This is a genomic window from Nostoc sp. (assembly GCF_036917775.1).
GTDB lineage: Bacteria > Cyanobacteriota > Cyanobacteriia > Cyanobacteriales > Nostocaceae > Nostoc.
This window is the reverse complement of sequence record NZ_JBALEQ010000061.1, coordinates 35,206-55,068: the sequence shown is the minus strand read 5'-3', so window position 1 is coordinate 55,068 and position 19,863 is coordinate 35,206. Positions and strand designations below refer to the sequence as shown.

The 19,863-nt window shown below is 42.5% G+C and carries 18 protein-coding genes; 12 read left to right on the top strand and 6 right to left on the bottom strand.

The genetic code is table 11. The features are described from left to right. The first annotated feature begins 16 nt into the window (after positions 1 to 16). The gene (locus tag V7K69_RS10670; RefSeq protein WP_335034023.1) at positions 17 to 829 is read left to right on the top strand and encodes a pseudouridine synthase; all 813 of its coding nucleotides are present in this window, start codon (positions 17 to 19) and stop codon (positions 827 to 829) included. Next, positions 804 to 1,616 carry a helix-turn-helix domain-containing protein gene (locus V7K69_RS10665; protein ID WP_335034021.1) on the top strand — a complete coding sequence of 271 codons (813 nt, stop codon included), beginning with the start codon at positions 804 to 806 and terminating at the stop codon, positions 1,614 to 1,616. Before V7K69_RS10670 ends, V7K69_RS10665 begins: the two co-directional genes overlap by 26 nt. A gap of 106 nt (positions 1,617 to 1,722) precedes the next feature. Here the strand turns inward: V7K69_RS10665 and malQ are convergent, their stop codons facing one another. Next, on the bottom strand, positions 1,723 to 3,231 hold the full coding sequence (gene malQ / locus V7K69_RS10660; RefSeq protein WP_335034018.1) for a 4-alpha-glucanotransferase: 1,509 nt from the start codon (positions 3,229 to 3,231) through the stop codon (positions 1,723 to 1,725). A gap of 28 nt (positions 3,232 to 3,259) precedes the next feature. Here malQ and V7K69_RS10655 point away from each other — a divergent pair, with 28 nt between their 5' ends. The 7 genes from V7K69_RS10655 to V7K69_RS10625 all read left to right on the top strand — a co-directional run bounded on the left by V7K69_RS10655 (position 3,260) and on the right by V7K69_RS10625 (position 8,936). Beyond that, positions 3,260 to 3,406 (top strand): hypothetical protein, encoded by a 147-nt coding sequence (locus tag V7K69_RS10655; RefSeq protein ID WP_335034016.1) that lies wholly within the window; start codon positions 3,260 to 3,262, stop codon positions 3,404 to 3,406. 52 nt (positions 3,407 to 3,458) lie between these two features. Continuing rightward, a complete protein-coding gene (locus V7K69_RS10650; RefSeq protein WP_190934721.1) occupies positions 3,459 to 3,890 on the top strand; it encodes an NUDIX domain-containing protein in 432 nt (143 codons plus the stop codon). A 108-nt stretch (positions 3,891 to 3,998) separates the two neighbouring features. Further along, positions 3,999 to 5,306: a Rid family detoxifying hydrolase gene (locus tag V7K69_RS10645; RefSeq protein ID WP_335034014.1), complete on the top strand. Its 1,308-nt coding sequence runs from the start codon at positions 3,999 to 4,001 to the stop codon at positions 5,304 to 5,306. Positions 5,307 to 5,458: 152 nt separating this feature from the next. Next, on the top strand, positions 5,459 to 6,433 hold the full coding sequence (locus tag V7K69_RS10640; RefSeq protein WP_335034012.1) for a phosphate/phosphite/phosphonate ABC transporter substrate-binding protein: 975 nt from the start codon (positions 5,459 to 5,461) through the stop codon (positions 6,431 to 6,433). Positions 6,434 to 6,659: 226 nt separating this feature from the next. Further along, positions 6,660 to 7,394, top strand: coding sequence for a phosphonate ABC transporter ATP-binding protein (locus tag V7K69_RS10635; RefSeq protein ID WP_335034010.1), 735 nt, complete (start codon positions 6,660 to 6,662; stop codon positions 7,392 to 7,394). Between the two features lie 189 nt (positions 7,395 to 7,583). Next, a complete protein-coding gene (gene phnE / locus V7K69_RS10630; RefSeq protein ID WP_335034008.1) occupies positions 7,584 to 8,378 on the top strand; it encodes a phosphonate ABC transporter, permease protein PhnE in 795 nt (264 codons plus the stop codon). Between the two features lie 84 nt (positions 8,379 to 8,462). Further along, positions 8,463 to 8,936 (top strand): hypothetical protein, encoded by a 474-nt coding sequence (locus tag V7K69_RS10625; protein ID WP_335034007.1) that lies wholly within the window; start codon positions 8,463 to 8,465, stop codon positions 8,934 to 8,936. A gap of 26 nt (positions 8,937 to 8,962) precedes the next feature. On the opposite strand, the gene V7K69_RS10620 is transcribed toward V7K69_RS10625, so the two are convergent. Further along, positions 8,963 to 9,280, bottom strand: a complete 318-nt coding sequence (locus V7K69_RS10620) for a hypothetical protein (RefSeq protein ID WP_335034006.1) — start codon at positions 9,278 to 9,280, stop codon at positions 8,963 to 8,965. 111 nt (positions 9,281 to 9,391) lie between these two features. On the opposite strand from V7K69_RS10620, the gene V7K69_RS10615 reads away from it, so the two are divergent. Further along, positions 9,392 to 12,238 carry a tetratricopeptide repeat protein gene (locus tag V7K69_RS10615; RefSeq protein ID WP_335034004.1) on the top strand — a complete coding sequence of 949 codons (2,847 nt, stop codon included), beginning with the start codon at positions 9,392 to 9,394 and terminating at the stop codon, positions 12,236 to 12,238. A 236-nt stretch (positions 12,239 to 12,474) separates the two neighbouring features. Here the strand turns inward: V7K69_RS10615 and V7K69_RS10610 are convergent, their stop codons facing one another. The 4 genes from V7K69_RS10610 to V7K69_RS10595 all read right to left on the bottom strand — a co-directional run bounded on the left by V7K69_RS10610 (position 12,475) and on the right by V7K69_RS10595 (position 14,335). Further along, positions 12,475 to 12,840, bottom strand: coding sequence for a hypothetical protein (locus tag V7K69_RS10610; protein WP_335034002.1), 366 nt, complete (start codon positions 12,838 to 12,840; stop codon positions 12,475 to 12,477). A 330-nt stretch (positions 12,841 to 13,170) separates the two neighbouring features. Beyond that, on the bottom strand, positions 13,171 to 13,341 hold the full coding sequence (locus V7K69_RS10605) for a hypothetical protein (protein ID WP_335034001.1): 171 nt from the start codon (positions 13,339 to 13,341) through the stop codon (positions 13,171 to 13,173). Positions 13,342 to 13,356: 15 nt separating this feature from the next. Next, positions 13,357 to 14,013: a (2Fe-2S) ferredoxin domain-containing protein gene (locus V7K69_RS10600; protein ID WP_335033999.1), complete on the bottom strand. Its 657-nt coding sequence runs from the start codon at positions 14,011 to 14,013 to the stop codon at positions 13,357 to 13,359. A gap of 58 nt (positions 14,014 to 14,071) precedes the next feature. Further along, positions 14,072 to 14,335 carry an Asr1405/Asl0597 family protein gene (locus tag V7K69_RS10595; RefSeq protein ID WP_335033997.1) on the bottom strand — a complete coding sequence of 88 codons (264 nt, stop codon included), beginning with the start codon at positions 14,333 to 14,335 and terminating at the stop codon, positions 14,072 to 14,074. A gap of 442 nt (positions 14,336 to 14,777) precedes the next feature. Here V7K69_RS10595 and V7K69_RS10590 point away from each other — a divergent pair, with 442 nt between their 5' ends. Together V7K69_RS10590 and carB are read left to right on the top strand one after the other, a co-directional pair. Continuing rightward, on the top strand, positions 14,778 to 15,332 hold the full coding sequence (locus V7K69_RS10590) for a Dps family protein (protein WP_185585476.1): 555 nt from the start codon (positions 14,778 to 14,780) through the stop codon (positions 15,330 to 15,332). Positions 15,333 to 16,028: 696 nt separating this feature from the next. Beyond that, positions 16,029 to 19,292, top strand: a complete 3,264-nt coding sequence (gene carB / locus V7K69_RS10585) for a carbamoyl-phosphate synthase large subunit (RefSeq protein ID WP_335033994.1) — start codon at positions 16,029 to 16,031, stop codon at positions 19,290 to 19,292. The last annotated feature ends 571 nt before the right edge of the window (positions 19,293 to 19,863 follow it).

The window sequence follows — 19,863 nt, the reverse complement described above, 5'->3', positions numbered from 1 at the left end:
AAATAAGCAATTACAGATGGAGGAACGGTTACAAAAAATTCTTGCTCAATGGGGCATCGCCTCACGTCGTGAAGCTGAAGAAATGATTAGGCACTCACGGGTGCAAATCAATGGGGAATTGGCACATTTGGGTCAAAAGGTTGATCCCCAAAAAGATGCGATCGCAATTGATGGTAAAACTGTATCCGAAAAGCAGCGTCCGGCTTTAATATATCTATTGCTACATAAACCTGCGGGAGTCGTTTCGACTTGCTACGACCCTCACCGAAGAACCACAGTCCTGGATTTACTACCGAAAAAATTACGGGAGGGTTCAGGTATTCACCCAGTTGGGCGTTTAGATGCAGACTCAACGGGAGCATTAATCCTCACAAATGACGGAAATCTGACATTTGGACTAACCCATCCCCGCCATAGCATTTCCAAGACATATCATGTTTTGGTCAAAGGACATCCCCCAGAAGCAGTACTGCATAAGTGGCGTGAGGGTGTGGAGTTAGAGGGTAGAAAAACCAGAGCTGCTAAGGTACACCTAATAGAACATCGTGCCGAACAAAGCTTTTTAGAAATAGTGTTGCAGGAGGGAAGAAATCGCCAAATCCGCCGGATAGCTCAACAGTTAGGATACCCAGTAATCAAGCTGCATCGAACTGCTATCGGCCCAATTCAATTACAAACTCCAAAAGAACCCTTATTGTCAGAGGGTAAATATCGTTCCCTCAACGATCATGAAATTCGCTTTTTGCAAGATCAGATAACGCAACCTATTAAAGATTCAGTGGAGTTAAGGAGTGTCAGTAGGCATGAAATGGCTAAGAAAGAAGAATAATCACCAGCCATCGCTTTCATTAGAGCAACAACGAACCGAAAAGTTGGCAGAATTGGGCGCTAAACTTTGGGCTTTGCGTCAAGAAAAGGGTCTATCTCTAGAGCAAGTGGTTGTATTAACCAGGATTCCTCAACGATTATTGCAGGCGATCGAAGAAGGTAATATAAACGATCTCCCAGAACCAGTCTATATTCAGGGTTTAATCAGGCAATTTGCCGATGCTCTAGGCTTGAATGGAGTAGAATTTTCTGGCACTTTTCCGATCAGTTCTGCACAATTAAGTCCTCAAGGTATGGGGAATACTTCACCCATTAATCAACTACGTCCAATTCATCTTTACTTTCTTTACATATTGCTAATCGTATGCTCTGTAAATGGGTTGTCTCAGTTATTAAATAACGCGGTACTACAAGCAAGTAATAGCCAAAACCAAATATACCCAAAACAAAAATCCCTTGTTAACCCAGAGCCAACCCAACCAAAAGATTCCCTAAAAGTTCAACCTGTCAGTAATCCCGTTGACGGCGGACAAGAGGCACAGGTTGTACAAATTGGTGTCACTTTGAAAGCGTCATCTTGGATTCGCGTCATAGCCGATGGTAAAACCGAGTTTGAGGGTATTCTTCCAGAGGGAACTCACCGGATTTGGAAAGCTCAAGAGCAACTGACAGTGAAAACTGATAATGCTGGTGGTGTGTTGATGAGCGTCAATCAGGAGAAAGCTAAGGAAATGGGAGAGCCAGGGAAAGAGGAAGAAGTTAGGATTGCTGCCAAGCCTAAGTTTTGAGATCAGGGAGATGAGGAGGATGAGGGGGACAAGGAGACAAGGAGACAAGGAGGCATTTACGCCTCTCTCTCCCTTATCTCACTTGTCTGCCTTGTCTCCCTACTCCTTAATTTTCTTGCGGGGCGCGTCCATTAAGTCTGGTAAGAACTTTTAAGCGATCGCGTAATTCATCTCTTAACGCTTCTGATTGATAGCGCCACCCCCAGTTACCCTCAGCAATACTAGGAAAATTCATCCGCGCTTCGTTTCCTAATCCCAAAACATCTTGCAAGGGAATAATCGCTTGATTAGCTATAGAACTCAAAGCTAGGCGAATTAAATCCCACTGGATGCCTTCAGGACTAATAGAACCTAAATAAAGCCATAAGTTATGCTTTTCGTTGTCATTAGCTGAATTGAACCAGCCTACAGTTGTGTCATTATCATGAGTGCCAGTATAAACTACAGCATTTCGCGGGTAATTGAATGGTAAGAATGGATTAGCGGGATCAGAACCAAAGGCAAACTGCAAAACCTTCATTCCAGGAAATTCATACTTGTCTCGGAGCGCTTCTACCTCTGGTGTAATTACTCCCAAATCTTCTGCCAAGACGGGTAGCTTGCCCAACTTCTCCCTAATCGCTGCAAAAAAAGCGTCTCCAGGCGCTTCCACCCATTCGCCATTCATGGCAGTTTCTTCGCCTTTGGGTACTGACCAATATGCCTCGAAGCCCCGGAAGTGGTCAATGCGAATTATATCTACATAATCTAGCATTGCCTCAAAGCGTTGCACCCACCATTTAAAGTCTTGTTTTTGCAATTCCTCCCAGTTATAAACTGGGTTGCCCCACAATTGACCGGTGGCGCTAAAGTAATCTGGTGGAACTCCCGCCATTTGAGCAGCTTCTCCAGTCTCTTCGTCTAAGCAAAAGATGTCGGGATGTGCCCACACATCGGCACTATCGTGAGATACGTAAATAGGAATATCGCCAATAATGTCAATACCGCGCATATTGGCGTAGCTTTTCAGGTCTGACCACTGCCGGAAAAACTCAAATTGGACGAACTTGTAATAAAAAATATCTTCGTTGAGCCAATTCTCTGCTTGAGCTAATGCTTCGGGTTTCCGTTTGACAAATTCTGCTTCCCATGTATGCCAGCTTGCACCATTATGGGCATCTTTCAGCGCCATAAATAAGGCGTAATTCTCTAGCCAGTAGGCTTTACTGTCGCAAAAACCTGCAAACTCGTTTTTTTGGATGTCCGTAGCATTCACTTTAAAGTTTTCACAGGCTTTTTTAAGTAGCCCAATCTTAATTGGCACAACTTGGTCAAAGTCTACCTTTTCTACCGGAAATCCTGGTAAGTTGGCAAAGTCTTCTTCAGATAGCAAACCCTCATCTCGCAGTTTTTCTGGGCTAATCAACAGGGGATTTCCTGCCATTGCCGAGTAGCACATATATGGGGAATTACCGTATCCAGTGGGGCCTAGGGGTAAAACTTGCCAATATTGTTGATGGGTATCTTTGAGAAAATCAATAAAGCGATAGGCTTCTAAGCCTAAATCTCCAACGCCAAATCGACTAGGAAAGGATGTAGGATGCAGCAAAATACCACTGGATCTAGGAAAAGGCATAAGTAACCTGAATTATGAGAGAGAGCAATTGTTTGATGCACACGCTACGCGATCGCCCAAGGGGCAGTGGCAAAGCCAACGCATCGAATTTATCACGGAACAGTATTTGCGCGGTAAATCAAGTAAACTCATTTTGTTTGTCCTTTGTCATTTGTCCTTTGTCCTTTGGGAATAACCAATGACTAATGACCAATGACTAATGACCAATGACTAATGACTAAATAAATATGACTTACCGAAATCCTGCACCGACAGTTGATATCATCATTGAACTAGTAGATCGACCTCATCGGCCAATAGTGTTAATTGAAAGACATAATCTACCTTTAGGTTGGGCTATTCCTGGTGGGTTTGTAGATTATGGAGAAGCCGTGGAAGTGGCGGCCCGGCGAGAAGCTGAGGAAGAAACGGGTTTGCGGGTGGAATTAGTTGAACAATTACTGGTGTATTCTGACCCCAATCGCGATCCGCGTCAGCATACGATTAGTATCGTATTTTTGGCGACAGCTACGGGGGAACCCAAGGCTGGGGATGATGCCAAGGGTGTAGGAGTTTTTGAGTATTGGTGTGTGCCTGGTAATTTATGTTTTGACCACGATCGCATTCTGCGCGATTATTGGCGGTATCGGCATTATGGGATACGTCCGAGGTTGGGGTAAGAGGGACGAACCGCCAAGACGCAGAGAGCGCAGAGAGAAGAGGAGAGGAATACCTGTGACACAAAGTTTTTGTGATTATACTGTGTCAGTGGTATTTAAAGGTGCATTATGGATGCTGAGGAACTGTTGGAGAAATACGCCGCAAGCGAACGGAATTTTCGTTCAGTAAATTTGAGTCAAGAAAATCTCAAAGGTGCAGACCTCCGTGATATAGACCTATACGATGCAAATTTGACTGGCGTTGATTTAAGTGGGGCAAACCTAACCCAAGCGAAACTTAATAGTACAAATCTCACTAAAGCGTCTCTAACAGATACAAATTTAAATTCAGTGAGTGGTACTTCAGCAATTTTTGCTTGGACAGACCTCAATGGTGCTGACTTAAGTTGGTCAACTCTGAATAGCGCAAATTTGAATCATGCAAACTTAGAACAGGCAAACCTGACAGGCATAGACTTAAGTAGTGCAAAATTAATCCGTGCCAACTTAGATACAGCAAATTTAAGTGGAGCAAATTTTAGTAGTGCAGACCTGACTGCGGCTTCTTTAGCTGAGGCTAATCTTAGTAAAGATAATCTAACTAAGGCAAATTTGGTTCAGGCGTACTTGATTGGAGCAAACTTAACTCTGGCAAATTTAACTGAGGCAATATTGCAAAGTGCCAAACTCCAAGGAAGTATATTTCATAGAGCTAATCTCTACCAAGTTGATCTCTCAGGTATGAATTTGGCTGATATAGATTTCACAGCAGCATCTCTTCAAAGTACAAACCTTACAAAAGCATTTCTCCAAGGAGCTAATTTAGAAAAAGCCAGTCTGCGATGGGCAAATTTAACCAAGGCAAATTTAGATGGAGCAAACTTGAGAAGGGCTGATTTAACTGGGGCAGATGTTTATGGAGCAACCTTTAAAGATGCTGACCTAACTGGTGCGATAATGCCAGATGGAGAAGTTTATAAACCGATCGCAGCTGAAGCGGAAATCGGTAAACAGGAAACATCGTTAGAGAAAGTAATATCTATGACCCGTAAAGTAATTAATACTGATAACGCACCCGCACCAGTCGGCCCTTATAATCAAGCGATCGCAGCTTCAGGTCAATTTGTATTCATCGCTGGGCAAATTGCCATCGATCCCCGCCTTGGTGATGTCGTCTACACTGATGATGTCAAAAAGCAAACTGAGCAGGTATTAGCTAATCTTGAAGCCATCCTCACAGCAGCCGGAGCAACTTTTGAAGATGTGGTGAAGACCACTGTATTTTTAGCTGATATGAATGATTTCGCGGCGGTGAATGCCGTTTATGCTAAATATTTTCCGGAAAATACAGCCCCAGCGCGGGCTTGTGTGCAGGTATCACGCTTACCTAAAGATGTGTTGGTAGAAATTGATGCGATCGCTGTAATTAGCGGTTAGTGCCAATACACTCACAAAAGAAGCCTACAACTCTCCAAACAAACTAGGCTTTCTTATTGACTTTTTTTCTTAAAAGCTATAAATCTTTTTTAGGGGTTAATTAAAATTAATTAGCAAAAAAACTGAGAAAACTTCCTAATGGAGAGTTGCAAATGAGTGTGAGGAAAAAGAGCTTATTGGGCGCTGGCGCGGCATTTGCAGTGCTTACAGGTTTAGTAGTCAGCACAGTAGGGGCTATGCAGGCAACGATCGCCAACCCCACTGCTAATCAACAAACACCACGCTTACTTGCCCAAGGGCAGAAGACTTTAACAATAGTTTTTCCCAGTCGAGCCGATTCTACAGACTTGCAAAATAAGGCAAATGCGGTAGGAGCTTTTTTATCCAAAGAGTTAGGAATTCCAGTCGTCGCCCAAGTTGGTGATGATACAGCTGCTGTGGAAGCTTTGAGAGCAAATCGGGCTGATGTCGCTTTTTTAAGTAGCCGTCCGGCTTTGAAAGCGAAACAATTAGCAAACGCCAGCTTGTATCTAGCCGAAGTTCGTTCCACTTATTCTGGAAGATACACCTATAGCTCAACATTTGTTGTTCCTAAGAATAGTCCCCTCAAAACTCAAAATTCAGCTAGAGCCACTTTAGAACAACTGCGGGGCAAGAAAATTGCTTTTACTTCCCCTACTTCTGGCTCTGGGTTTATTATTCCTGTGGCTGAGTTGGTCAAACAAAAATTTGTACCCAACCGCGATCGCTTAGATGATTTCTTTGGTCAAGTTTCTTACGGTGGCAATTACAGCAAAGCCTTACAAGCAGTTGTGCGCGGTCAAGCTGATGTGGCTGTTGTGTCAGAATATGCCCTGAATCCACCTTATATCACCGCCGAAGAAAAGAGTCAGTTACGGGTTCTGCACAAAATTAATGGTGTACCTGCCCACGGTATTGCCATTGATGATGATGTTCCAGCCCCAACACGGGAAAAAATCATCAACGCTTTACTGAAATTAAATCAGTCGCAAAATAATAAGTTGTTAAGCGACTTGTATAATTCCACAGAATTAGTGCGAATTAATCACGATCGTCACTTAGCAACTATCCGTGAAGCTCTGCAAATTGCTGGCATTGAACCATAATTTAGTTAACAGTTATTCAGTGAACATCTTGAATAACTATTAGCAGATGTTTTAAAAGTAGTCGGCTGTAATTTTAGGTAGTTTTAGATCCCCCCTAACCCCCCTTAAAAAGGGGGGAACCGGAATTAAAGTCCCCCTTTTTAAGGGGGATTTAGGGGGATATAAAACGTTTTATTACCGACCAAAGAACTTTTAAAACATCCTTTTAGCAGATAAATAAATTTCTATGAATGATTATGTTATTGAGTGTCATAACTTAGAGACAGCTTATACTCCGTCTCTCAATCGTCCTATTCTCAACGGGATTAATTGCCAGATTAAACGCGGTGAATTTGTCGTTTTACTGGGGCTAAATGGTGCTGGGAAATCTACATTACTACGATCGCTAGTTGGACTAGTGCCATCTGTGAGAGGAGAAATCATCGTCAATAATGTTGAGATGAATTCCCGAACACTGCCAAAAATTCGGCGTGATGTTGGGATGTTATTTCAAGGTGGCGGATTGATTCGGCAGTTATCAGCACTGGAAAATGTCTTGTGCGGATGCCTTGGTAAAAGAACAACTTGGCAAACACTGTTGGGATTTTCCAAACGCGATCGCATCTTGGCACTAAATTTATTAGAACAGTTAGGACTCGGAGAGTTAGCTTTTCAAAAAACCAGTCAATTAAGTGGCGGACAGCAACAACGAGTAGCGATCGCTCGGACTTTAATTCAATCACCGCAAATTCTCTTAGTCGATGAACCCATCACTGGGTTAGATGTTATGGCATCCCAACAAGTCATGGAAACTCTATCTGAATTACACACTCAGCAAGGCATGACTATTGTCGCAGTTTTACACGATTTGGGAATTGCAGAAAAATATGCAGGGCAAGCGATCGTCTTAGATGCTGGACGCGTCGTTTATCAAGGATTTTGTGACAACTTACAAGCTCAATTTGCTAGAGTTTCTGCTTGAGTGGGATTTAATTTAAGAGGATGTTTGAAAAGTCCTCTTCTTGGTAGCAAAACGTTTTAGATCCCCCTAAATCCCCCTTAAAAAGGGGGACTTTGATTCCGGTTCCCCCCTTTTTTAAGGGGGGTTAGGGGGGATCAATAAGTGCCTAAAATCACAGCCAACCACTTTTCAAACAACCTCTAATACAATATGAGTTACTTTTTTAAGTCAAAACGCTTACGCTTCTACCCTTGGCTGAGTTCTCTACTCATCTTATTAATTGTCGTAGTAGTTTATGGTTGGGCTTTGCGAGGACTCAAACTCGATTTTGAACTGCTAAGTTCTAGTTGGCCATATATCACCGATTTTATTACCCGGTTATTTCCTCCTGATTGGAAAGTTTTAGATATTGCAGTTAAGGCACTAATTGAAACTGTACAGATGTCTTTATGGGGAACTACCATTGGAGCAATTCTTTCTGTACCCATTGCTATAGCTAGCGCCAGCAATATTGCGCCTGGGTGGTTGCGATCGCTAGCTAATTTGCTGCAAAATACTGTACGTTCTGTTCCCTCAATTATTCTGGGGCTAATTTTTGTTGCCGCCACTGGGTTAGGCGCACCAGCAGGAACTTTAGCTTTGGGAATCTACACCATCGGCTACCTTGCCAAATTTTATCAACAGGCAATTGAAGCGGTTGATCCGCGTTCTCTTGAATCGTTGCAAGTTATCGGAGCCTCCAAGTTACAGATTGCTCAATACGGCATTCTCCCGCAAGTGCTACCTCTGGGATTGGGTTACACCTTTTGGATGTTTGAGTACAACATCCGTGCTGCTTCTGTCTTGGGTGTAGTTGGTGCAGGTGGTATTGGCTTTCAGTTAAAAAGTTACATCGACGGGTTTGAGTACACCAAAGCAACAACTATGATGTTAGTACTTTTGGTTGTCGTCACAGTAATTGATACTTTTAGTAGCCAATTACGTCATCGTCTCGATTCTATGTAGTATTTAATTGTTAATTTTAAATTTGAGGCAAACCTATATAACTTTGGGAATACTGAAACTAAGTACCCTGAAGGAGTATTAAAAATGGCAGAGAATCGTATCAGTGCCACCCTCGCCCCAGCAGACAAAGAAGCAGTCATGCAGGCGATCGCTACTATTAAAGAAAAGTTACCATTTTTGGTTGATTTGACCCCTGAAGATCGGCGAACAATGCTGAAGATGGGAGATAAAAGTCGGGCTTTTGTCAGCAAAGCCTTAGAAGTGGCAACACAAAACCCTAACTTTTTGCCTCGTTACTTTGATTTAGAAGAAATGCGTCGGGACTTGGAAATATATGAGGACTTGTATCCGGTGCTGTTGTCTCTAACGCAACTGCAAGAATTGGTGGATGATACCTGTATAGCTGCTGCTAGTGAAGCGTATGCAGCAGCATTAGCAGTTTATAGTTATGCCAAAGCTAGCGGTGATGTCGCAGGTTTAGATGCAGTAATTGATGAGATGGGACGCAGGTTTAACCGCCGTTCTAAGAAAAAGCAATCCGAAGTCCCAGTTAGCTAAAACTTGCTAGGCAATTATATCAGTTGTCAACTTGGTAAAATAAACATCATCTGTAGGGGCATAACATTGTTATGCCCTTTTTGCGTCTTGAATCCAAAGATTCTTGAAACCCGCGAAGGCGGGTTTTGTCTGTATAGCCGCGATTTCATAATCGTCAGGGCGTTTTTGAGCCTCAGAAGGTCAAAGTTGAGCCTCAGAAGGTCAACGTCGAGCCTCAGAAGGTCAATGTCGAGCTTCAGAAGGTCAACGTCGAGCCTCAGAAGGTCAATGTCGAGCCTCAAAAGGTCAACGTCGAGCCTCAGAAGGTCAATGTCGAGCCTCAAAAGGTCAATGTCGAGCCTCAAAAGGTCAACGCATAAAAATTATCTAAAAAAAATTTAGTAAATTCCGAAATCTGCTTTGTATCTTTAGTAGTTATTCTGTAAACAATTAGCACTTCAAAATCTAATCTTGTAATGAACCCACAAAACAAGCCCAAGAGTCTACAAGATATTCTTAAGCAACGTCAACAATCAGGTTTTGTGGGTCGTGAAGACCAAGTAAACCAATTTCGCCAAAATTTAGCATTAACCCCAGAAGACGATCGCCGTCGTTTTCTGTATAACGTTTGGGGTCAAGGCGGAGTCGGTAAAAGCACTCTGTTGCGGCAGTTTCGTAAAATTGCTGACGAAGCTAAAATTATTTCGGCTTACATCGATGAAGCTGAAAAAACTATACCAGAAGTTATGGGTCGTTTAGCTGAGGAGTTAGAACGGCAAGGTCATAAACTAACGCATTTTACAGAACGCTACAAAGTTTACCGTCAAAAGCGCCAAGAATTAGAAACCGATCCAGAAGCACCTCAAGGTTTTTCGGCTTTCGTAGGCAAAACCGTTTTTAAAACTGGTGTGCGTCTTGCACGTCGTGTTCCCGTTGGTGGTGCTGTATTTGATTTTGTAGATGAGGATGCTTTTGCTACCCAAGCCGGCGAATGGGCATCTTATGTTGCAAAAAAAATCACAAATAAAGATGAGGTGCGGTTAATTCAAGAACCTGAAGAAGTTCTGACTCCGTTATTTTTGCAAGATATTTTTAAAATTGCTAAAGAAACTGCTGTTGTCCTGTTTTTTGACACTTATGAACGCACCGGAGAATTTCTAGATAACTGGCTGCGAGAAATTCTAGAGGGTCGCCACGGTGAAGTATCTCTCAATATATTGATAACCATTGCCGGTCGGCAAGAATTAGATAAAAATTATTGGGCACCTTATGAGGGGTTAATAGTTCGTTTCCCTCTAGAACCCTTTACAGAAGAAGAAGCCCAACAATATCTAACTCGCAAAGGCATTACAGACAACCGCATTATTGAAGTGATTTTGCACCTTTCTGGAAACTTACCCCTGCTAGTAGGAATGCTAGCAGATGCTCATCCCAATGACCCCAACCAGGTAATTGAACCTAGCAGCAGTGCTGTAGAACGCTTTTTAAAATGGATTGACGATCCCAAGCAGCGACAAGTGGCGCTTGATGCTGCCATTCCTCGGTGTTTGAATCGGGATGTTATAGCCAAGTTAAGACCAGAAAAAGAAGCTGACGAATTATTTACTTGGCTAAAAGAAACATCCTTTGTCAACGAACGCAGTAACGGTTGGGCTTATCATGATGTAGTTAAAACGCAAATGTTACGTCACAAACGTCTTTCATCGCCGCAAAGTTGGGCTGATTTACATAGCAAATTGGCTGATTATTATGACACCTTGCGAAATGAACTGCAATTGGATGAAATGAAAGCCTGGGGAGATCAAACTTGGCAAAGTCATAAGCTCAACGTTTTGTATCACCGCTTATGCCAATCACCACAAAAGTACTTACCCATAGCCCTCAATGAATTTCTTGCTGCACTCAAAAATCAACGGACTTTTGCTCAACTTTGGGTAGCAACAATGCTTCAGGCTGGTAAAGATGTGGATTCTAGCGAAGTTCAGCGTTGGGGTGAGCAACTAGGCAATTGGTTAAAAGCCTATGAAGAAAAACGCTATGAAGTTGCGGCCCAAATGCTCACAACTCTTTTGAGCAACGCTAGTCTTGAGGGTAAGTGGCGTGCAGTAGCCTTAGATTGGCGTGGTTATATCTACTCGCAATCTAATCAATACTCAAAAGCACTAGAAGATTTTACCGAAGCTATCAAGTTAGCACCTGAAGAAGTTGAGTATTTAACAGTTCGAGGTATGACTTACTGCCAAATGCAGCGCTACCCGGAAGCACTACTAGACTTTAACCGTATTATTCAGCTTAACCCGAATTATCAGTGGGCGATCGCCAATCGGGGTGTCACTTACCGTCTCATGTACCGCTATGATGAAGCACTGCAAGACTTTAACCGTGCTATTGAACTTGATCCTAATGACCAATGGGCACTGGCTCATCGAGGTGTAACTTACTGTTATATGCAGTGTTACCCAGAATCACTAGCAGACTTAGACAGCGCCATTAAACTTGACCCCAATTATCAATGGGCGATCGCTAGTAGAGGTGATACTTACCGCTATATGCAACGCTATAATGAAGCCTTGCAAGACTTTAACCGTGCCATTGAACTTGATGCCAATTTTCAATGGGCACCAGCCACGGGATTTAGAGGTTTTATTTACCGCCAAATGCAGCGCTATTCTCAAGCAACGCAAGATTTAGACACCAGCGTTGTCGCAAACCCCAATTACCAATGGGTATTAGCGCGTCGGGGTGATACTTATCGCAAATTGCAGCGCTATAGTGAAGCACTACAAGACTTAAACCGTGCTATTGAACTTGGCCCCAAAGATGACTGGTCATTATTCAAGCGCGGTTCTATTTACTTTACACTTCAGCAATACAATCAAGCTCTCGCCGATTTCAGCCATGCGATCGATTTAAAATCTAATGATGATTGGTATTTATACCAGCGTGCTTTAACCTACCAAGCCCTTAACCAACCAGACACAGAACGAACTGACCTAGCACTTGCCATCAAGCTTGCTAAACAACATTACGAAAAAAATGCTAAAGATTCGCGTAATGCCTTTAATTTAGCCCTTTACTATTTGGCTGCTCATTACATTCAACCAGCAGAGCAGTTATATCGATATACTTTATCTCAAGGTGCTTCCTTAGAGCGTATCCGTATAGCAATTCAAGACCTAAATGACTTTTTAAATATCTTCCCTAACCATCTGCAAGCGACATCCATACAACAGTTGTTGCAGTCTTCTCTAAACTTAGGTGATGGAATTTTAAAACTAGCTGACAGTAACCCTGCAAGTCCCAAAAGCTTAGGAATTCATTAGAAGGTTAATATCTAAACTGAAGGTGTTTCAGGCAATTTGAAAAGACACCATAAATCGCCGTCAAGACAAAAGACTAATTATTGTAGAGACGGCGATTTATCGCGTCTTTAAATAAGTCACTTGTGTGTACACCGTAGCCTACAAGGGGAGGGCTTTAAATCTTACTCCCCAACGCTAGTAGGGAAGGGCCTGGGGGTGTAGCCCTACGGTATCATCTAGGTCAAAATGGGATTTGTCTAAATCCACTCAAATCCCTGTGTGGCTAAAAATTCTTTAGCTGGTTCCAAAATATCTTTGCTTAAAATCAGTTTGACTTTTGGAGAATTAAGATACAAACGAAAACGCTCAATAAAAAGTTGGTTAGCAGGTTCAATTTTCCTAATGGCACTCCAGGGAATCAACAACGGCGGAAGCCCCAAGCCAAATAAGGGGAAAATACTCAGATAAATCCCTTGAGGAGCTATACCAACATTTAAAGTCCCTTTGTAATACACCAAACCCACAGAACCGCTTTGCATTCGGGAGAAGTTTTGTGGCGGCGCTTCTTTCGTGCGGTAGAGTTTAGCCAGGCGATTCCAGTCATGACGGAATAGAAAAATCATGACTATCGTGGAAAATGTAAAAAAAACAATGTATGTCCACTGAGGGGTATGTGGCATTTGTTTTTAAATCATTGATGATTGACGCTTCAACTGTAAGCGATGTCTAACAATAAGTCTCTTTGCGCCTACGCATTCATCAATCAACTACATTCCCTTGAATTTTTCCAAATTATATTAGCATCCCAGCTAAAAATTGCTGAATAAAAATCCCATTCATTCAAAAAACTGACTTTAAATTAAAGCCAGTTTTTTGATTTTATTGCAAACTTCTAGCGGACTTTAAGGCCGAGTATTAACGGAACACACTTGAGAAGATATTATTAAGCTTTCTCATGGAAATGTCAAGATTTGACTAAATAGGTGGGTGGGAAAATCCACAAGTACGTAATTGCGAGTGAAACCTACTTCTGCAAAAAAGCAAGCTATGCCGAGCATTTCATGAGAAACAATTACAAAACTTTCAGCTATATTACATTTTGTTGCATAGTTAGGTTTATTCATGCTTACCTGCTTACATCAGCCAAACTTGCCATTAGATATGGCCACTTCCCTTAAATTCTCAGGCTGTGCATCTAAACTCTTGTCACCAAAATGCTGATTCATCAATGCGGGAACCTGTGCCGCTTGAATTCGGCTATGGCGCGTTTTATCTGGCATAACTAGGTTTGGCCCAGCTTTACAATTTTTCATACAACCAGTGCCCTTGATTGTAACTTGGTCTTCTAAACCGCGATCGCTTAAAGCTGCCTCCAACGCCTGACAAACTGCTTTACCACCGCGTTTCATACAATCAGACTTTTGACACACCAAAATTGTGGCTTTAGCCTTAGCTGGCTTTACCTTGACATTATCAATAGATTGGGGTTCTTGTACTGGTGCGATCGTTTCAACTTTCCCCATATCAGAACGCGCCGCCATCACCCGTTCAGCTTTCAGTGTGACAGTACCATCCTTCAAATCATACTTTTTGTAACCAACAACTTGCAGCCAAGTCCCTGGTGGTAAGCGCAAGTCAAAAGCAGCCCGTAAATGTTTAGCTAATTTAATGTAAGACTCACCTTCATGAGTCCCCAGGATCAAGCCTTTAAGCTTATAACCATCTTTAATAACAAAATTTATAAATCTACCCTCAAGACAAAATTCTGATACTTCCATACTCTGAGATGCACCCATTGTTTTGGTCTCCTTTTAACTAAGTACAAGCAATCAAGCAAGATATTCTCAGCAGCAGCTAAAAATTAGAACTGTTGTTAGCGATTTTCCAACAGCACTCAAGAGTCAAAATTTGCTCTTGACGAGAGGCTGTTAATCGCCGTATCACACTCCAAAGTTGAACAGCTGTCACAGGAGAGCCAATTTCAACTTTCAATGGCTGGTTAGCTGTACAAGTACAGGGAATGTCTAACTCCTTTAGGCGTTGATAGACTTGCCAGCGATCTGCCCAATTCACCTCTACAAGGTGGTTGCTTTCTATTTCTGAACTAAACGATTTCAAGAGAATTGCCCTCAAAGTGCAACAAACTTGCAGTAATTACCGCGATTTAACTCTCTGCTTAGTGAAAGTTTTAGGAGTGTAACCTCTTAAAACCAGCATAGCTTAAGTGCAAAGAATTCTCATTAATTTTGGAAAAAAAGTCAAATTTTTTTTACAGCCATCCCATATTGAGAGGGGACAGGGAGCAGAGGGGAAAAGTAATTTAATTCTTTATTCTCCGTGTTGTAAACAAATGCACATTTAGCTCCTGATGTCAATACAAAGGAGAATTTTATGTATCCTGATAGGTGTAGCATCATCCGGCAAACAATAATCTTGAGATTTTTAGTAAGTAAAAATACAAAATCTGGTGATGGCAGATTGCCTTGCACTTATTATTAAAATGTTAATATGTTGAGAATAAGCAGTTAAAATCTATAACTGTTAAAAAGAGAGGAACGCAATGTCTGAAACGCAAACTTTGTTACGAAATTTTGGTAATGTATATGACAATCCCGTGTTGCTGGATCACAGCGTCACTGCTCCAGTTACAGAAGGATTCAACGTTGTATTAGCTAGTTTCCAGGCACTGTATTTGCAGTACCAAAAGCATCATTTTGTAGTTGAAGGCTCAGAATTTTACTCTCTGCATGAGTTTTTTAACGAAAGCTACAACCAAGTACAAGACCACATCCATGAAATTGGAGAACGCTTGGATGGACTAGGTGGTGTTCCAGTAGCTACCTTTAGCAAATTAGCAGAATTAACCTGTTTTGAGCAAGAGTCTGAAGGCGTATATTCTTCTCGCCAAATGGTGGAAAATGACTTAGCCGCAGAACAAGCTATTCTTGGCGTGATTCGCCGTCAAGCTGCTCAGGCAGAGAGTTTAGGCGATCGGGGTACACGCTATCTGTACGAAAAGATTTTGTTAAAAACCGAGGAACGTGCTTATCATTTGGCTCACTTCCTCGCTAAAGATAGCTTAACTTTAGGGTTTGTCCAAGCGGCTCAAAGCTAAAACTCTCATAATCTAGATGTGTTTACCTAGACTGAAAGAAAAAGTTGGCAGCACGAACTCTTAAAATATTATAAAGAATGGCAGAGAATGATACCTTTATTCCTCTGCCATTTTTAATTTAAGTAAACATATCATCATAAGATTTAATGTTGAAAATATTTGGCAATTAAATATTTAAAAAATATTTTTATTTAAGAAATTTATTTGGGCTGAATAAGCGAACAGATATATGCCATAATAAATTACTATTTGTTGCAAAGTTTTATCAAACTAAATAACAGAAATTTGCAAAAGCTTTAAAAATTTACTCGTCACAATTAAATAGTATTAGAAATACAAAATAATCATAGGGCATTGGGTATTTGGGTTAGGGGGGAGGTGACAGAGAACACAAAGTAATCTGTACCCTCTAACCCGAATTTCTCACGTATTGTGTGGTTAGGGTGGGGAGTGTGGGAGGTGTGGGAGGCAATGCAGCGTTCATTGATGTGCAGTTATTTAATTCCTCCTCTTTCTCCCCACACTCACGCTCATTTCTCACTTGTGAGAAATCTAGGTCTAACCTGTACCCTATTCCCTAGTTCCCAATCCTTTCATGTCATCAAACCTAGAAAACTTAATAATAAAAAGCACGACAGGGTGTAAAGACCCTTAAAATAATCAGGATTTGTATTCTCATACTCCAAGGCAACGACTATGCCCCGCCGTGACGACCTCAGGAAGATTCTACTGTTAGGCTCTGGCCCAATTGTGATTGGACAAGCCTGTGAGTTTGACTACTCTGGCACTCAAGCCTGCAAAGCGCTGCGCGAAGAAGGCTATGAAGTAGTTTTGGTCAACTCAAACCCTGCAACGATTATGACCGACCCGGAAACGGCCGATCGCACTTACATTGAGCCGTTAACTCCAGAATTGGTTGAAAAAGTCATTGAGAAAGAACGCCCCGATGCTTTATTACCAACGATGGGAGGACAAACCGCCCTCAACCTCGCCGTTGCTTTAGCCAAAAATGGGGTGTTAGAAAAGTACGGCGTTGAGTTAATCGGCGCTAAACTGCCAGCGATCGAAAAAGCCGAAGATCGAAAACTGTTCGGTGAAGCAATGGCAAGAATTGGGGTAGCTGTGTGTCCTAGCGACACAGCCGAAACTTTGGAAGAAGCCAAAGCGGTTGCCCGTCAAATTGGTAGTTATCCCCTAATTATTCGTCCAGCTTTCACTATGGGTGGAAGTGGTGGCGGTATTGCCTACAACCAAGAAGAATTTGAAGAAATGGCACAGGTAGGTATAGATGCCAGCCCCGTTTCGCAAATTCTCATTGACCAGTCTTTACTGGGCTGGAAAGAATATGAACTCGAAGTGATGCGTGATTTGGCAGATAACGTGGTGATTATCTGTTCCATCGAAAACCTTGACCCTATGGGCATTCACACCGGGGACTCAATTACCGTCGCTCCCGCGCAAACCCTTACTGATAAAGAATATCAAAGGCTGCGGGATATGGCAATTAAAATCATCCGCGAGATCGGGGTGGAAACTGGCGGTTCTAATATTCAATTTGCCGTTAATCCTCTGAATGGGGATGTGGTGGTAATTGAGATGAACCCCCGTGTTTCCCGCAGTTCAGCTTTGTCTTCCAAAGCTACGGGTTTTCCCATCGCTAAAATGGCAGCAAAATTGGCTGTGGGCTACACCTTGGATGAAATTAAAAATGACATCACCAAGAAAACTCCCGCATCCTTTGAGCCGACAATTGACTATGTGGTGACAAAAATCCCCCGCTTCGCCTTTGAAAAGTTCCCTGGTTCTGACCCAGTGCTGACAACCCAAATGAAATCAGTCGGGGAAGCAATGGCAATTGGGCGAACTTTCAACGAATCCTTCCAAAAGGCACTGCGATCGCTCGAAACAGGACGCGCTGGTTGGGGTTGCGATAAAGCTGAGAAATTACCCAGTGGTGAACAAATTCGCGCCCAACTGCGGACACCTAACCCCGATCGCATTTTCTCTGTGCGTCATGCCTTGCAGCAAGGGATGACTATTGAAGAAATCTATGAACTGACTGGTATTGACCGATGGTTCTTGGATAAATTGCAGCAACTCCTAGATGTCGAAAAATTCCTGAAGCGGACACCTTTGCAGCAATTGACAAAAGAGCAACTTTATGAGGTGAAGCGGGACGGATATAGCGATCGCCAGATTGCTTATGCCACCAAAACCACCGAAGATGAAGTTCGCGCTTACCGCAAGTCGCTAGGAATTATCCCAGTTTACAAAACAGTGGATACCTGCGCGGCTGAGTTTGAAGCCTTTACCCCCTACTACTATTCTACCTACGAAGAAGAAACAGAGGTAATGCCCGCAACCAAGCCCAAAGTGTTGATTTTGGGTGGTGGCCCCAACCGCATTGGACAGGGAATTGAGTTTGATTATTGTTGTTGTCACGCCGCCTACGCCTTGAAGGATGCGGGGTATGAGACGATTATGGTCAACTCCAACCCAGAGACAGTTTCGACAGACTATGATACCAGCGATCGCCTTTACTTTGAGCCTTTAACAAAAGAAGATGTTCTTAACATCATCGAAACTGAAAATCCAGTTGGGGTAATAATCCAGTTTGGCGGACAAACCCCGCTAAAGTTGGCTATTCCTTTACAAGAGTTTCTTAACAATGACACTTCTGGACTGCTGACTAAAATTTGGGGTACATCCCCAGATTCCATCGACATGGCAGAAAACCGGGAGCGGTTTGAAAAGATTCTCCAAGAGTTAAATATTGCCCAACCGCCGAATGGGATTGCACGGAGTTACGAAGATGCGCTGATTGTTGCCAAACGCATTGGCTATCCGGTAGTGGTGCGTCCTAGCTATGTGTTAGGCGGACGAGCGATGGAAATCGTTTATTCCGATGCTGAGTTGGAACGCTACATGAGCTTTGCAGTACTCATAGAACCAGAACATCCAATTTTGATTGATAAGTTTTTGGAAAATGCCATCGAAGTCGATGTCGATGCGATCGCCGATCACACTGGACGGGTGGTTATTGGTGGTATCATGGAACACATCGAGCAAGCAGGTATTCACTCAGGAGATTCCGCTTGTTCTTTACCTTCCATTTCCTTATCACCAGCAGTTCTCAATCAAATTCGCACTTGGACGGTGCAGCTAGCACAAGCGCTGTCAGTCGTGGGGTTGATGAATATCCAATTTGCTGTTGTGGGTGCAAGCAGCTATTCTCCCCAAGTTTACATTTTGGAAGCCAACCCCCGCGCCTCTCGCACAGTACCATTTGTATCTAAAGCAACAGGCGTACAGTTAGCGAAATTAGCATCTTTAATCATGTCGGGTAAAACCTTAGAGGAGCTACATTTCACCGAGGAAGTTATTCCCACCCATATTGCTGTAAAAGAAGCTGTATTACCCTTTAATAAATTCCCAGGAACTGATACAATATTGGGCCCAGAAATGAGATCCACTGGTGAGGTGATGGGGATTGACAGCGACTTTGGCCGGGCCTTTGCCAAAGCAGAACTGGGTGCTGGGGAGCGTTTACCACTGACTGGAACTGTATTTGTATCAATGAGCGATCGCGATAAAGCTGCTGCTGGTGCTGTGGTGAAGGAGTTTATCGATTTGGGCTTTACAGTGATGGCTACCCTTGGTACACGGCGAGTTCTTCTGGAACAGGGGTTAAATATTGAATTAGTGTTAAAACTCCATGAAGGCCGTCCCCACGTCTTGGATGCAATCAAGAATCAAAAAATCCAACTTATTATCAACACACCTTCCGGGGAAGAAGCCCACACTGATGCTAGGTTAATCCGTCGCACAGCCTTAGCTTACAAAATTCCCATCATTACTACCATCGCTGGCGCAAAAGCTACCGTCGCCGCTATCCGTTCTTTACAAAATACAACTTTGGACGTAAAAACCATTCAGGAATACTGCCCGATTACGAGGTAGTACAGAGTAGGGGATTAGGGGGGCAGGGGGCAGGAGGCAGGAGGCAGGGGAGACAAGGAGATAAACAAAACTCTTAACTCAGCACTCAGCACTCTTAACTCAGCACTCTTAACTCAGCACTCAGCACTCCTAATGCCCAACTCCCAAAAAAATTAAGTAATTGTTATAAGAGAATGACTATAGTTCTCATTAGAGATATCTTAGCAAATATGAGGAAGCTTATGTTCACTAAATAATTTCTGAAATTGACTTATAGTCAGCCTTTAGAGAGAGGGCGATATTTCATAAACTGGAAAAACCAGGAAATTTAATGTTGCTATATAGCCAAAACATTCTCATAAATGTTACAATTATTAATAAGGCTCCAATAAAAAAATGTTTAAGAAGCTACCTTTTATCTAACTGTAGATACTTGTGAAAAGTAGGAAATAACTGTAACTTTTAGCAGTTAAGAAGCCTAAATTTGTTTATTATGAGCAGCCGAATTTATCGGGCGCGTAAGTTGCAAACCATACATGGGTTCCCAGTCTGACTGGGTAGCACCCTAATAAATAAAGCATCTATCCCTTAA